Annotated in this window: 11 protein-coding genes, 1 rRNA gene and 1 riboswitch; of the genes, 11 read left to right on the top strand and 1 reads right to left on the bottom strand. The window is 59.0% G+C overall.

All coding sequences use genetic code 11. The annotated features are described in order from the left end of the window. Positions 1-12: 12 nt before the first annotated feature. Positions 13-657, bottom strand: a complete 645-nt coding sequence (locus OS242_RS07225) for a SpoIID/LytB domain-containing protein (RefSeq protein ID WP_267151005.1) — start codon at positions 655-657, stop codon at positions 13-15. 132 nt (positions 658-789) lie between these two features. On the opposite strand from OS242_RS07225, the gene OS242_RS07220 reads away from it, so the two are divergent. The 11 genes from OS242_RS07220 to OS242_RS07170 all read left to right on the top strand — a co-directional run. After that, positions 790-1,254 carry a YwhD family protein gene (locus tag OS242_RS07220; RefSeq protein WP_267151004.1) on the top strand — a complete coding sequence of 155 codons (465 nt, stop codon included), beginning with the start codon at positions 790-792 and terminating at the stop codon, positions 1,252-1,254. A gap of 200 nt (positions 1,255-1,454) precedes the next feature. Further along, entirely contained in the window at positions 1,455-2,903 is a 1,449-nt protein-coding gene (locus tag OS242_RS07215; RefSeq protein ID WP_267151003.1) for an aminotransferase class I/II-fold pyridoxal phosphate-dependent enzyme, read from the top strand. Positions 2,904-3,032: 129 nt separating this feature from the next. Beyond that, positions 3,033-4,100 (top strand): DUF4097 family beta strand repeat-containing protein, encoded by a 1,068-nt coding sequence (locus OS242_RS07210; protein ID WP_267151002.1) that lies wholly within the window; start codon positions 3,033-3,035, stop codon positions 4,098-4,100. Between the two features lie 140 nt (positions 4,101-4,240). Then, positions 4,241-4,394, top strand: a riboswitch (cyclic di-AMP (ydaO/yuaA leader). Positions 4,395-4,400: 6 nt separating this feature from the next. Beyond that, positions 4,401-5,363, top strand: a complete 963-nt coding sequence (locus OS242_RS07205) for a LysM peptidoglycan-binding domain-containing protein (RefSeq protein WP_267151001.1) — start codon at positions 4,401-4,403, stop codon at positions 5,361-5,363. 125 nt (positions 5,364-5,488) lie between these two features. Further along, positions 5,489-6,628 (top strand): glycosyltransferase family 4 protein, encoded by a 1,140-nt coding sequence (locus OS242_RS07200; protein WP_267151000.1) that lies wholly within the window; start codon positions 5,489-5,491, stop codon positions 6,626-6,628. Further along, on the top strand, positions 6,625-8,841 hold the full coding sequence (locus tag OS242_RS07195) for a hypothetical protein (RefSeq protein WP_267150999.1): 2,217 nt from the start codon (positions 6,625-6,627) through the stop codon (positions 8,839-8,841). Before OS242_RS07200 ends, OS242_RS07195 begins: the two co-directional genes overlap by 4 nt. Before the next feature lie 10 nt (positions 8,842-8,851). After that, positions 8,852-10,591 (top strand): 2-oxoacid:acceptor oxidoreductase subunit alpha, encoded by a 1,740-nt coding sequence (locus OS242_RS07190; RefSeq protein ID WP_267150998.1) that lies wholly within the window; start codon positions 8,852-8,854, stop codon positions 10,589-10,591. A gap of 7 nt (positions 10,592-10,598) precedes the next feature. Continuing rightward, positions 10,599-11,462 carry a 2-oxoacid:ferredoxin oxidoreductase subunit beta gene (locus OS242_RS07185; RefSeq protein WP_267150997.1) on the top strand — a complete coding sequence of 288 codons (864 nt, stop codon included), beginning with the start codon at positions 10,599-10,601 and terminating at the stop codon, positions 11,460-11,462. 110 nt (positions 11,463-11,572) lie between these two features. Beyond that, on the top strand, positions 11,573-12,106 hold the full coding sequence (locus OS242_RS07180; RefSeq protein ID WP_267150996.1) for a hypothetical protein: 534 nt from the start codon (positions 11,573-11,575) through the stop codon (positions 12,104-12,106). A gap of 102 nt (positions 12,107-12,208) precedes the next feature. After that, positions 12,209-14,971, top strand: coding sequence for a lipase/acyltransferase domain-containing protein (locus tag OS242_RS07175; protein ID WP_267150995.1), 2,763 nt, complete (start codon positions 12,209-12,211; stop codon positions 14,969-14,971). Positions 14,972-15,216: 245 nt separating this feature from the next. After that, positions 15,217-15,569, top strand: a 16S ribosomal RNA gene (locus OS242_RS07170); the annotation flags it as partial.

The following is a 15,569-nucleotide window of genomic DNA, read 5'->3' as shown; positions in this document are numbered from 1 at the left end:
GTCCTTTCCGCTTTAGCGGCCGGGGATTCTCGTCAATAGACGACCTTCATAATAATACTGGAGGATCTCAATCGGGGATTTGCCCCGCTCTGCCCAATACTGGGACCCCCACTGGGACATCTTTTGCGCGTTGCGGTACTGGGCGTTGGGGGAGCCTTGGTAGCCGGCGCGGTAGTTCAACTCAAAGATCTCGCCGTCTTTTTTCACATAGGCGAGGTGACCGGTCCCTTTCAGAGCCGCGTCGGTCTCCGGCTGGTTGGTCCGCTCCACGAACGCCTGGAAATTGACGGTGTTGTCCACGTCAAACGTGAAGCCGGACTGCTTGATCGGGTTGAGATGGTGATACCACGCAAACATTTTCGTGGCGATCGCACCGGCGCGCAGGGAGTTGTCCTCCCACGACGGCAACCATTCGTTCGGGAGCACGTTTTGCAGATAGTCGTCAAAACGATAAGTCTTCACGTAGAGGATCCGACCACGAGGGTCGGGATGGCCCCACGGATTGTTCTCCCGGACGGCGACACGGATCGCTTTTGGATACGGCGTCGTTTTGAGGAAATGTTTTTTCGCGGCCGCCTGACCGGGCGTAACCAACGAGGCAGTAACAAGAATAGCGGTCAGAAAAATACCCAAGAATGCTAGTACGTACTTTTTCATCTCGGAAGACACCTCCTTATGTAAAAACGCATTTCGTTCATAACATGTCTAATGAACCGGATACCCATGCATCGCAAGAGATGATAAAATGTACCAGAATCCATACGGCAAGACAGGGGAGGAACTGACCAGATGGAATTGAACCTGACCGGCCGTCCCGGCGGCCACGGCACACCTGATGACTTTGCCAATCTTTCGGCCGTTCTGATCGACGGCGATGACATCTTCCTCGACAACGGCGCGATCCACGGCAAGAGCGTCATCGAGCGCGGCATCGATTTCCGCACCGCCCGCTCGGCGGAAGAAGTGCCGGAAGGACGCACCGTCCACGTCGTTTGGGTGACGCTCAAACGCTACGAAGGCGGCAGCGGCTACAACGGCATCGCAGCGGCCCAGTTGATCATCGACGCCGCGAAGGGCGTCGGCTACAAAGCGATGGGTCCGCTGGTCAACCAGATGGACCGCGCGGTCAAAGGCACCGTCGAACTGAGCTCCCTGCCCGACGCGGACAAACAGCGTCTCGCAGCGTTCCTCGCGCAGTTCCGCACCGATCTCTGGGAGAATACGCCAGACGAAGTGAAAGCGAAACTTGCCTAGGGAAAACGGAGATATCGAGAGGAAACCCACTGTGAAGGTGGGTTTTTTTTCGCCATTCGGGGGAAAATAAAAAAATCTGACCGATTGTCACAAAAAATCGGAAAAAATCAGTTCCCCACCTGTGGGAAAGGTGATATAATTCTCTTGTTTGTCGCATGAAAATGCATTGAGAATGTTTATCAAGAAAGGAATTGAACGCGATGCAAAACCAAACCCCCCTGTTCTCGGCGCTGATTGAACATGCGAACCGGAACCCGATTCAGTTCCATATCCCTGCTCATAAAAAGGGCTTCGGCATGCCGAGCGAATTCAGCGAATTTATCGGTCCGAACGCTCTGTCCATAGACCTGATCAATATCGCTCCGCTCGATGACCTGCATTCGCCCAAAGGCATCATTAAGGAAGCTCAGGAATTGGCGGCGCAGGCATTCGGTGCGGATCATACTTATTTCTCCGTGCACGGCACGTCCGGCGCGATCATGACGATGGTGTTGTCTGCCGTCGGACCAGGTGAAAAAATTCTCGTTCCGCGCAACGTCCACAAATCGGTCTTGTCGGCGATCATCTTCTCGGGCGCACATCCGGTGTTCATGCACCCGGAGTTCGACCCGAACATCGGCATCGCGCACGGCATCTCCGTCGACACGGTGCGCAAGACGCTCGACGCGCACCCGGATGCCAAAGCCCTGCTGCTGATCAACCCGACCTACTTCGGCATCTCCTGCGACCTGAAGTCGATCGTCGACCTCGCGCATGAACGCGGTGTTCCGGTGCTGGTCGACGAGGCGCACGGCGTGCTGTTCTGCTTCCATGAAGACCTGCCGCTTTCCGCGATGCAGGCCGGAGCCGACATGGCGGCGACCTCCGTGCACAAGCTCGGCGGCTCGATGACGCAAAGTTCCGTGCTCAACGTCCGCGAAGGCATCATCTCGCCGGCGCACGTGCAGTCGGTGCTTTCGATGCTGCACACGACCTCGACGTCGTACCTGCTGCTCGCCTCGTTGGACGTGGCCCGCAAAAACCTCGCAATGCACGGCCGTGAGCTGATCGAGCGCACGATCAACCTCTCCCATAAGACCCGCGAGCAGATCAATGAGATCCAAGGGCTGTACTGCTTTGGTGAAGAGATCTTGAAAACGACGGCGACCTACGCCCACGACCCGCTCAAGATCAACGTCACCGTCAAAGACCTTGGCTTGACCGGCTGGGAAGTGGAAAAGATCCTGCGCACCGACTTCAACATCGAAGTCGAGATGTCCGATCTGTACAACATCCTCTGCATCATCACGTTTGGCGACACCGAGGAGACGGTCGGTCTCTTGGTCAACGCCCTGCGCGAGATCGCATCCCGTTACCGGGCGGAAAAGCGCGACGTGCCGCAGGTTAAAACGCCGTCGATGCCGCTCTTGGCTCTCTCGCCGCGCGACGCGTTCTACAACAAGCAGACGGAGATCGTGCCGCTGAAAGAGGCGGCCGGCCGGATCATCGCGGAGTTCATCATGGTCTACCCGCCGGGTATCCCGATTGTCATGCCGGGCGAAGTGGTGACCGAAGACAACATCGAATACATCGTTGAACACGTTCGCGAAGGATTGCCGGTGCAAGGCCCGGACGATCCCAACATCGAATTTGTCAAAGTGCTGAAATAGAAATAACGGCAGACGAACGGACGGGGACCCACTCCAAATTTTTTTGGATCGGGTCCTCTTTTTTTGAAGGGTTTGGGATCGGACATGCGTCTATAGGGGCAAAGACATGTGGTGAACGGAGGAGAACAGATGGGTGAATGGGTGCGAAATATCGCGCTTGGCGGTGTGCTGCTCGCCGGGTTGGGTGTGATCGGTGCGGTGTCCGGGTTGGATTTGGGAACCGATCTGCAGGACTATGATGAGCGAAAAACGTTTGCCGCGCAGGATCTCAGCAAGATCTTGATCGAGACGGGCGATGTGGATGTCCATCTGATGCCCGGGCAGACGGACGAGGCTGTCGTGCACCTGCGCGGCAAGGGGAGAGCAGACAGCTACCATCTGTCAGCCGATCAGAAAGGCGGGCAATTGAGCATCGCCGTCGATCACGACCCGGTCTATTTCTCCTTGAATTTGTCTGCTGTCCGCACGTCGATCCGACTGGATGTGACCGTGCCGGAAAAGCAATATGAGGAGTTGAAAGCGGAGTTGTCGTCGGGCGACTTTGCGGCAGAAGATCTGAAGGCGAAACGGCTGGAGATCATCACCTCGTCGGGTGACGCCACGCTGGATGGCGCGGAAGGAGAGTCGGTGAGCGTGACCGCGTCATCAGGCGACCTGTTGCTGCGCGGGATCGCGGCCCGGAGCGGCACGATCAACGCGACCTCGGGCAATATCCGTGTCGATGGCTGGCAGGGAGGAGAGACGATCTCCTCGACGGCCACGTCGGGCGACATGCAAATGGGCGGACTCGACTCCCGAAACGTTCGTCTGCGCGCTTCCTCAGGGTCGATCCGGCTGGCGGATGGCGGTCCGTCCATCGAAGAGATCGATGCGGAGATCACATCCGGCGACATGGTGCTGAATGATGTGCGGGGTGCGGTGCGCGCCCGTGCTTCCTCGGGCGACATCACCATGAGGCTGAAAGAGATGAACGGAGACGTCGAGGTGCACGCGACATCGGGCGACACCGTCGTCGCGTTGCCGGGGGCGGCGTCGTTTGCGTTTGCGCTGACGACCTCGTCGGGCGATGTCGGGGTCGATTTCCCGGCCGCGTTCCACAGCAATGACGAACATGGCAAATCGGGTACCGTCGGAACGGGCGGCCACAAGCTGACCGTTGAGACGTCGAGCGGCGAAATTGGCGTGCACAAAAATTGACAATCTCTGTTCGCGATCTCCGCGATCCCCTGAGGCTCTAAGGTTACGGGCGGGTCGTGGAGATTTTTCCATTTGATTTCCAACGATGGCCTAGTGAATCTTTTCACTCACTTGCGGTAGGATGATACTCGTTCACAACACACAACAACGAGCCGAATCCTCACATTCGAAAAGGAGCGGAGGAACCAAGAATGGGGTGAACTCGCTTTTTCGCATGACGATTGAATAAAAAGCGAGCGGGAATCCTTCTCCCGAACCCGGCAGCTAACTCCGCAGGCTTTGGAAGGAGAGTGCAAGGCAATGATGAAAAACTGGAAAAAGATCGCTGCAGGTGCACTCGTTGCATCTGGTTTGATTTTGTTCAGCAACACGCAAGAAGCAGAGGCGGCTGCGATGAGCAGTGTCGGTCCTGTCACCGTCAAACATGGACAGTCGCTCTCGGAAGTGGCGGCGCAATACGGCACCGACGTCTCCGAATGGAAATATGCAAACGGCCTGACCACCGATCAGATCCAAGCGGGTCAACAGCTCAACGTCGCGCTCGCTTATAAAGTCGACGCGGGCGATGAGATGTGGTTCCTCGCTGATCGGTACCACACCACCGTCGAGGACATCAAGACCCTCAACGGCCTTCAGTCGTCCGAACTGACTGCCGGCCAAACGATCACGATCCCGGTCGGCAAGCAAGAGACCGCTCCGGCCGTCGAGGCAAAAGCACCGGTGCTGCAAGAGGCACCGGCAGCAAAAGAAGCGGTGAAACAAGAAGCTCCGGTAGCCCCGGCTCCGGTGCAAAAGCCGTCGCAGCAACTGAAAGATGCGGCGACCGCCGTCACCGCACCGACTGCCGCGCGCCCGACCCCGCCGCCGGCTCCGGCAGCACCGGCACCGGCTGATGCGAAACCGGTGGAAGCCAAGCCAGCTGCCCCGACCATTGCAGGCATGGCTTACAGCAAGCAACTGTCGGCCACCGCATCCGCATACGGCCCGGGCAACATCATGTGGCAATGGGGCGGCCACACCTTCACGGGCACCAAAGTCCGCGAAGGCGTGATCGCAGTCGACCCGAACGTGATCCCGCTCGGCTCGAAAGTCTGGGTGACCGGCTACAATTCCCCGTTGCTTCCGGCAGGCGGATTTGTCGCCACCGCTGAAGACACCGGCGGCCTGATCAAAGGCAACCGCATCGACATCTACATCGACGGCACGCAGGCCGAACTGCGTCAGTTCGGGATGCAAGATGTAAAAGTGTACCTGTTGAAGTAAAAAGCCCGCTATCCCATACCCGCAAGACCGCCTGTTCCCACTGGGAGCAGGCGGTCTTTTTTGTCATTGGAATGATCCTTTCCTCACATGGAAAACCTAGGAAGCATGAAAGAGGTGACTGACACGTGCGTACTTATCATGTGCTGCAAGTCTTGCGTCCGATGGAAGGCGGGATGCGCCGCCATGTCATCGATTTGATTGAAGGATTGCAAGCGGAAGGGCATCAGGTCACGGTGGCCTGCCCGAGCGATTCGACGCTTCGCCGTGACCTGTACCCGTGGGTGCCGGTCGAGACGCTCGATCTCAGCGACGCGATGTCGCCAATGGCCGATCTGCGGGCGGCGATGCAGTTGCGCCAGATCCTGCGTCGCCTCCCGGTCGATCTCGTGCACCTGCACGGAGCCAAAGCGGGGGTCGTCGGACGGATTGCGGTACGGGGATGCGACCCGCGTCCGGCTGTCGTCTGCACCGTCCACAATCAAATGACGCCGCGCAGCGGTTTGCAACGTCGCGTTCTCCATGCGCTGGAACGGCGGCTCGCCTCCGACACCGACCGCCTGATCGCCGTCTCCCGCCATCTGCAGGAGGACCACGTCTCCCGCCACCAACGGTTCAAAGACCGAGCCGTCACCATTCACAACGGCGTCGATCCGTTGCCGCCGCTCGCCCGTGAACACGCCCGCGCCGTGCTCGGGTGCGAGGACGCGGACCGTACGGTGATCGGTGCCGTCGGACGCATGGTGCCGGAGAAAGGGTTTGCGACGTTGCTCGCCGCCTTTCAGATCGTGCTCGCCCGCGGCGTCGACGCGGAGTTGGTGCTGATCGGCGACGGCCCGTACCACTCGACGTACCAAAATCTCGCCGGGAAAATGCGTCACGCCCGCGTACGCTTTCTTGGCGAAGTTCCCAAAGCGGCCAGGCTGATGCTCGGATTTGACGTTGTCGTCCAGCCTTCGCACGCCGAAGGATTGGGCCTCGTGCCGATCGAAGCGATGCTGCATGGCCGCCCCGTCATCGCCAGCGAAGTCGGTGGTCTCCCGGAAGTGGTCGACCACGGCATCACCGGTCTGCTCGTACCGCCTCGGGACGAGATCGCGCTCGCCGACGCGATCCAACTCCTCGCCGTGCGACCCGACCTGCGCGAAGCACTTGGCGAAAACGGCAAGATGCGCGCCGAAGAGATGTTTACCCGTCGAGCGATGGTCGATGCCACCTTGCGCGAATACCACGCGGCCGTCGCGCTGCGGGAAGGAAGCATCGTATGAGACGGCTCGGATGGGTCCTGCTCGTCATGCTGCTCAGCTGCTCTCTTCTTTCATCGCCTGTTCAAGCAGAAAGCTCGAAACGTGCGGTCTTGCTGCTGATCGACGGTTTACGTCTCGACGTTATTTCCCAGGAAACGACGCCGCATCTCTGGCAGATGCAACAGTCCGGCGCGTCCGGCGTGATCAATCAGATCGAACGCAACCCGAAAAACGCGATCAATTCGCTTTTGACGATCAACACCGGGGCGCGTGCGATCGTGAGTCAACCTGTCTACGCAGCCGCATACGGCACGGGGGAGCGAGTGAAAACGGACGGCGCGGCCTCCACCACCGGACGAGACCTCTACCTGCGCCACACGGGTCGGGAGCCGCAGGGCACCGTCGTTTTTCCAGCTCTGCCGCACATCGCCGCCCAACTCGATCAGGCTCGTTTCCATGCGGACGCCGGAGCGCTCGGCGATGCTGTGCACCGCGCCGGCGGCCGCACCGCAGCGCTCGGCAACTCCGATCTAGGCGATGAGATCCACCGACCGGCCGCCCTTCTCGCGATGGACGGAGACGGGGCGGTCGACATCGGTAATCTACAGGCAGGCACCCACCCTTCCGCCATGCATCCCTACGGTCTGCACACGGACGTCGATCAACTGTACCGCAGCTATCAACAGATCCGCTCACAGGCCAGCCTGATCGTCATCGACAGCGGCGACCTCGCCCGCTTGCACCGCACGTACGGCCGGATGACCGATTCGAAGCGGCAACAGGCCGAACTGGCGGCGCTCCAACAGGCTGATCGGCTCGTCGGCAAGCTGTTGCCCGAGATCGGCCCCGACCACCTGATGCTCGTCGTCTCGCCGGACAAGCACCCCGACCCTGCCGCACCGCCGCTCACGCCCGTCTTGCTGGCGGGCGGCTCTTACAGCGGCGGCGGGCTGCTCAGTTCGCCAACGACCAAGCGCACCGGGCTGGTTGCCCAGTACGACCTCGCACCGACCCTGGCGCAGTTTTTCAGCGGGGAAGCGGCAGCAAGCCGCTTTCAAGGGCAGGCGATGCAAGCGATCTCCGCCTCCGACCCGCATCAGTTTCTGACCGCTTTGGTCGACCGGCTGATCGTGCCGAGCCAATCCCGGCACATGTTGGTCCGGTACTGGCTCGACATCTGGATCGGCCTCGCCGCCGTCTTGCTCGCCGCCTCTTTGTGGCGCAGAGCGGAGTGGTTTCGCACAGCCGGCCCGTTCCTTGAGGTGATGATGATCTTCCCGCTGGCCTGGCTGCTCGTTCCGTTGCTCGGTCCGCGTTCCGTGACGGCGACGACTGGCTATTCCTTGACGGGGACGCTCGCCATCTTTCTGCTCTTGCGTCTCGTCCGCGATCCGCTGCAACGGCTTGGGTGGCTGGCCGGTGTGACGGCGTTTACCCTGATGATCGATCTGCTGCTCGGCGCACCTTTGCTCAAACAGTCGCTTTTCTCCTACGACCCCATCGCCGGAGCCCGATACTACGGCATCGGCAACGAATACATGGGCGTCCTGCTCGGCGCGGTTCTGCTCGCCCTCAATGCGTGGCAGGGCCGCATCTCCGCTCGCTGGCAACGAGCCGTCGCTCTGTTCCTGTTCGCCGCTGTGATCTGGCTGTTTGCCGCGCCGACGCTCGGTACAAACGCAGGCGGTGCGATGGCGGCGGCGGTAGGGTGCGCCTACTGGCTGCTCCACTCCGCCTGCTCCCGAGTCCCCAGCGTGCGACAATGCCTGATCCTCGGCGGCGGGATGCTGACCGTCCTGTTGCTCGTCCTTGCCGGGATGCTCGTCTGGAACGGGGCGGTCCCGAGCGGGCAGCAGACGCACATCGGGCGCGTCGCGGAGCAACTCGTGCATGGCGAGTTCACCGCCGTGGGACAGGTGATCCTCCGTAAGGTGGAACTGAACCTGCACCTGTTGCGCGTCTCCGCTTGGGGCAAATTATTTTTGCTGTTCGCCGCACTCACCCTGCTCGTGCTGTGGCGTCCGCAGCGGCTGCCCGGCGAGTCGGGCACCTTTGTCACCGAAAACACCAAACGGCTGTGGGCTGCCGCGTTGGCCGCCTTTTTGTTTAACGATTCCGGGGTGGTGGCAGCCGCCTTGATCCTGCTCTACGCCGCCGTTCCGCTCGCGTTGTTTGCGGGACAGGCATCTGGGCATACTACCCACGAACACGCACCATCAAGACTTGGCAGATGAGGTGACAGACATGACCACCAACGAATTCACCTGGAAAGTGGGCGGTGCGCAAGGGGAAGGGATCGACTCGACCGGGGAAATCCTCGCGACCGTCCTGACTCGGATGGGCTACTACATATTTGCCTACCGCCATTTCATGTCGCTCGTCAAGGGCGGCCACACCAACTACAAGATCCGCGCATCCACAGACCGCGAAGTGAAGTATCACGGCGACACGCTGGAAATGCTCGTCGCCTTCGACCAAACGACCATCGATGAAAACGAAGACGAGCTCGTCGAGGGCGCCGTCATCATCCACGATGCCAAGTTCCAAGCGTCGACCAAGCGGGGAGGAGCGGTCCATCTCTGCGCTGTGCCGCTCTCTCAGTTCGCCAAAGATCTCGGCAACTCGATCATCAAAAACATGGTCGCCGCCGGCGCCTCCAGCTACATGCTCGGCATCGACCCGAGCAATTTCTATGAGCAAATCGAAGCGCAGTTTGGCAAAAAAGGCGCCGAACTGGTCAATTTGAACAAAAACGCGTTCGACCAAGGCTACAACTACGTCAAAGAGCATTACGGCAACTTGCAAAAACCGGTTCCGGTGGCCAGCAAACCGGAAAAGGCCCGTCTGCTGATGTCCGGCAACGAGTGCATCGGCCTCGGTGCAACGCTGGCCGGGTGCCGCATTCTCGCCGCCTATCCGATCACCCCGGCGACCGAGATCCTGTATTGGGTGCTCGCCAACCTGCCGAAGTTTGGCGGCAAAGTCCTGCAAGCGGAGGACGAGATCGCCGCTTGCATCATGGCGATCGGCGCAAACTTCGCCGGCGTGCGCTCGATGACCTCCACGTCCGGCCCGGGCCTGTCCTTGATGATGGAAGCGCTCGGCATGTCCGGCATCTCCGAGACACCGCTGGTCATCGTCGATGTCCAGCGCGGCGGACCGTCCACCGGCTTGCCGACCAAAACGGAGCAGTCCGACCTCTACGAAGCGTTGTACGGATCACACGGTGAGACGCCGCGCATCGTCATCGCGCCGACGTCGATTGAGGATTGCTTCTATCAAATGATCAACGCGTTCAACCTGGCGGAGCGCTATCAAGTTCCGGTCATCGTGCTCTCCGACCTGCTGATGGGCATGAACAAGCGCTCCTTCCCTGACCTCGATCTCTCCCGCGTCACCATCGACCGCGGCGAAGTGGTCACGCAGGCGCAGCTTGACGAGATGGAGAAGGGCGCGTTCAAACGATATGCTCTTACCGAATCGGGCATCTCGCCGCGCTCGTTCCCCGGCATGAAAAACGGCCGCTATTGCGCCCTGACCAACGAGCACGAAGAGACGGGTCTTGAGATCGAGGACGTGCCGATGCGGGAAGCGCAGATGAAAAAACGCTTCCGGAAACTGTCCACGCTGGAGCGCGACGTCAACGAGTGGGGCGTCGACTACAGCGGGCCGGACGGGGCCGAGACGATCCTCGTCGGATTTGGTTCCACTGAGGCGCAGATCGCCGAAGCGATGGAGCAACTGGGCGGCGCGACCAACGTCGGCCATTTGCAACTGCGTTGCCTGATGCCGTTCCCGAAAGACGCGGTCCGTCCGCATTTGGAAAAAGCGCAGCGCGTCGTCGTCGTCGACAACAACTACACAGGTCAATTGGCAGGATTGCTCTGCAAAGAGATCGGCTTCCACGACAAGATGGACGTGCTGCACAAATACAACGGCAATCCGTTCACCGTCAGCGAGATTGTCAGCCACGTGAAGGGGTGATTGAAAAATGGCGACTATGGCAGATTTTCGGTATGACAAAGCGACTTGGTGCCCCGGGTGCGGCGACTTTTCCGTCCTTGCCGCCCTGCAGCAAGTCTGCGTGCGGATGGGCTTAGAGCCGGAAGACGTCGTCTGCGTCTCCGGGATCGGCTGCTCCGGCAAGATCTCGCAGCACTTCGGAAGCTACGGCTTCCACACCTTGCACGGCCGCTCCCTGCCGACCGCGCAGGGTGTCAAGATGGCCAACCAAGACCTGACCGTCATCGCAGCGGGCGGTGACGGCGACGGCTACGGCATCGGCGTCGGCCATTTCATTCACGCCTGCCGTCGCAACGTCGACATCACCTACATCGTCATGGACAACCACATCTACGGTCTGACCACCGGTCAAGCCTCGCCGACCTCGAAAAAAGGCCACAAAACCAAAACTTCCCCGGCAGGCGTCGGGGAAGAACCGCTCAAGCCGCTGGAGTTGGCGATCGTCTCGGGTGCCTCGTTCGTCGCCCAAGCGTTCTCCGGCGAGTTGAAGCAGATGCAAAACATCATCGAAGCGGCGATGAAACACAAAGGATTCTCCTTGGTCAACGTCTTCTCGCCGTGCGTCACCTTCAACCGCGTCAACACCTATGAATGGTTCAAGGAGCACATCGTCAATCTCGACGAAGAGGAAGGCTATGACCCGACCGACAAATACAACGCGATGAAGCGCATCGCCGAGACCGAGTCGGTCTGCACCGGCATCCTGTACCGGGAAGAGCGTCCGGCTTGGCACGAATACGTGCTGGGTGCCACCGAGACCGGAACCGTCAAGCAGACGCTCGACATCACGCCTGCAGACGCGGCCGGACTGATCGATCAGTTCCGCCGGTAACCGAAACCGAGCACAGGAAATATATAATACATGCCTGTCCAAAAACCCTTCGCGATTGAGTGCGCGAAGGGTTTTTGGTACTCTGGTAGCAACAGGAAAGGAGTGTCGGCATGGCCAAACAGCGCAAGATGGTCGATTTCGGCTATGGAGAACAAGTGTTCGATGCGGCGAAAGGGACATTGCTCGTGCTCGACTCCTTTGACGCGTTCACCGAGCACGACCTGCGGCAGATCCTCGAACTGGCCGAGCGTCGCCGCTTTTCCCGCATCGTGCTGTTCCCGCACAACGAAAAGACGCTCGCCACCCTCGGCGTCCGCGATGCATCGCCGTTTCACCGCCGGGTGAAGGAGATCGAGTCGCTGCTGGACGACGTGCGCACCGACGCGTACATTCGCATCGACACGTTTGAAGAAAAGCGCAAAAAATACACGCCGATGGAACTGATCCTTCGCCACATCGGGGAACGCCACCCCGGCCCGTATTTTCTCTACCTGAGTGCCGGGTATGCCAACGCCTTCGCCGGATTTGCTTCCTTCCCGGAATTGATCCGGGGTGTTCGTCTGATCATCCACGGGAGCGGGGGCTATGCACGCCATCCAATGCTGGAGAAATTCGAGAAACGGTGCGATTTTATCGAATCATAAAAAAACTCCCGACCAGTCGGGAGTTTTTTTATTGCCTTTTACAGAATAAAGATAGTAGCATTACAATTGTAATACCCATTTTCCAGAGGGAGGGATTATTTTATGAGACGTGCAACAAAACCGTTTCATTGGTTGCTGATCGCGGCGCTCGCCTTGTCACCGCTCACCTTGGCAGCCCCGACCGTGCAAGCTGCAACGGAAACGCCTGCTGCGCCGTACGTATTTGCGGCGACGGCAGACAGCAAAGGGGAGGTGGCAGTCGAGTTTCAGTATCCGGGCACGCTCGCTGCCGGGCAGTCGGTCGACGTTTTGATCGGCAGCAGCGAGGGCAAACAGATCGAGTACAAAGGCAAGTTGACAGCCGGCCGCAAATCGCTGACGATCAAAGGACTTCGCGAAGGGGAAAGCTACTCGTTCAACATCAAGGTCAGCCACAACAAAGAGGAGATCGACTCCTTTGCGGGCCAATTGATCCTGCAAATCAAGCGCGACGAAAACGGCAACATCACAGCCGCCAACGTGCAACTCGGGGATACGATGCACCGCCGTCTCGCCACCACAGGCGAAGTCAGCGCCATGCTTAATGTCAACGAGACGGAGAGCAACGGTTCTTTCGCCTCGGCCAACACGTTGGTCGCAGGGGATGATCTGTTTGGCAAGATCAGTTCCTCCTCTGACGTCGACTATTTCAAGGTCAGCTTTGGCACCGGCGGCGTGGCCCGCTTCTGGCTCGGGGCGGTCCCGGACGGCACCGACTATGACATCGAAGTGTATGACTCCGCCAACACCTTGCTCCGCTCCTCGCTCAAAGGGAGCAACTCCGACGAGATCATCACCAATCTGCCGGTGACAGCCGGAAGCACCTATTACGTCAAGGTAAAAGGCTACAACGGCACCTACAACACCAATCTCTCCTACAACCTCCAAGCGACTCACTCCACGACGCCTGACACCGACTCCGATTCCTATGAGCGCAATGACACGTTTGCCGGCGCGCTTACCGTGCAAAACAACAACTCCTACCTCAATGCCAATCTGCATACAGGCTCCGACCAAGACTTCTACCGCTTTTACGTGCCGCTGCGCTCCACCTTCTCCCTCGACCTGACCAACATCCCCGTCGGCACCGACTATGATGTCTCCTTGTACAACGCCTCGCAAGGGCTGGTGGGCTACTCCCAACTGAGCAGCAACAGCAACGAGCAGATTCAAATGACCCTCGATCCGGGGTACTACTACGCGAAAGTCTATCCGTACACCGGAGCCTCCACCGCCAACTACACGCTCTCTTTGAAGACGAAAACCATCCCGGTCATCCTCTTCCCGGGCATCGGCGGCTCTCAATTGATGGCGAACGGCGAACTGACCTGGTTCAATCTGTGGGATGCGCTGCTGATCAACGCGCCGCTGAAAAACAACTTGGAACTCGTCCCGGCCTGCTCGGGATGCACGGGTGTCGTTCAGAAGAACTCCGGCGTCACCGTCACGCCAAACTTGAATCACTACGGACTGGAAGGGATCACCTACTTGTCAAGCGTCCAATTGGATCTCGCGTCGTACTACCGCGACTTGATCAGCGACTTGACCCAGGCAGGCTACGTGCCGGGCAAGACCCTGTACGGATTCCCCTATGACTGGCGTTTGGACAATCGCGCCCACCAACAGCGCTTGACCGACACGATCAACCAAGCTTTGAGCACATCCGGTGCGACGAAAGTACAAGCGGTCGCGCACAGCATGGGCGGTCTGGTCATGAAAGACTACTTGCTGAATCAACCGGCGATGACAACCAAAATCGACCAAGTTACCACCGTCGGCACGCCGTTCCTCGGCGCGGCGCTCGCTTCAAAAGCACTGGCGTTTGGCGGCTACAACTTTGGCATCCCGATCGTCTTTGACTCCACGGGCGAGGCGATTTCGAAAAACGCCCCGGCCGTGTATCAACTCGCGCCGTCCGCTGAGTACGAAAAGCAAATCAAAGCGCAACTCGGACGTTCGGCCTACCGCTACATCGACATTTGGGGCAATACGACCGATTACACGCACGCGCAGCTGAACGCCAAATATCCGAACAGCGCGCTGGCCGGACTGGCCGACACCCGGCACGGACAATGGGACCTGAGCTATCCGGGTGTCAAACAGCACCACATCATCGGAGACGCGCAAAGCACTGTGACCGCTTACAACTACTGGGAGATGAAAGACATCTTCCATTGGTTCTATCTCGAATACGTGATGGCCAAAGGCGACGGCACCGTGCCGTTGCTCTCGGCGAACAAACCGGGCACGAACGCTTCCTTCTATTATTCCAGCGCAGACCACGTTGCCTTGGTCAAAGATCAGGCGACCCGTACCAAGATCGTCAATATCGTAAAAGGTCAGCCGAACATCTCGGTCGCAGGCATCCGCACCTCGGCTGCGAGCGAATTGCTGCCGGAACTGACGGCTCAATCGCTGACCGGCACGCCGGAGAGCTTCAGCAACATGACGGTGGAGCTGAAAAACAAAAAGACCGGTCTGACCGAAACGGTGAAGTTCTATGCGGACGGCACGCTGGATGCGGAACACTCCACCGCATCTTTGCAACCGCAAGCAGCGAGATTGCAGGACGGCAAGCAAAATCTGCAGTTCTTTATCAACAAGTTCACCGACTATGACATCGTCGTAAAGAGCGACGACGGCACTGAGTTTATCGTCGCCAAATACGATATCGCGGAGACGGGCACACACGACCGCTATGTATACGGCAACCTGCAAAATCAAACGTCCGCGCCGCTGACGATTCGTCAGACCACAGGCAACACGGCGGTGTATCAAGGTGCGAACGCCGTTCAAGGCCAACCGCTTCATATGGCGGGAGAGTGAGCATGAAAACAAAATAACGAGCCTTGAGATTGTGAGCCGCTGAAAAGCGGCTTTTTGTTTTGCAATGGCGGATTGTGGCAGAATGTTGGGTTGTGGTGGAGGAACGGGCATGATAAGATATCTCTTGTCGCCGCGAGAGACAAGCGGTTGACGCGAGAGTGATCTCGCTGATTGATCCTTGAAAACTAAACGAGTGTTACGAGATCGATTTTCGAGCCAGCGATTCAGTTCGCTTGAACCAAACTTTTATTGAGAGTTTGATCCTGGCTCAGGACGAACGCTGGCGGCGTGCCTAATACATGCAAGTCGAGCGGACTGATTCGGAGCTTGCTCCGAGGATGTCAGCGGCGGACGGGTGAGTAACACGTGGGCAATCTGCCCGACAGACCGGGATAACGCTTGGAAACGAGTGCTAATACCGGATAGGCTCTTGAGTCGCATGACTTTTGAGGGAAAGAAGCTATCGCTTCACTGTCGGATGAGCCCGCGGCGCATTAGCTAGTTGGTGAGGTAACGGCTCACCAAGGCGACGATGCGTAGCCGACCTGAGAGGGTGACCGGCCACACTGGGACTGAGACACGGCCCAGACTCCTACGG

Origin of the sequence: Tumebacillus lacus, assembly GCF_026410385.1 — a bacterium.
In the GTDB taxonomy this organism is placed as follows: domain Bacteria; phylum Bacillota; class Bacilli; order Tumebacillales; family Tumebacillaceae; genus Tumebacillus; species Tumebacillus lacus.
The sequence above is the reverse complement of the archived record's forward strand: the minus strand, read 5'-3'. Positions and strand labels throughout refer to the sequence as shown.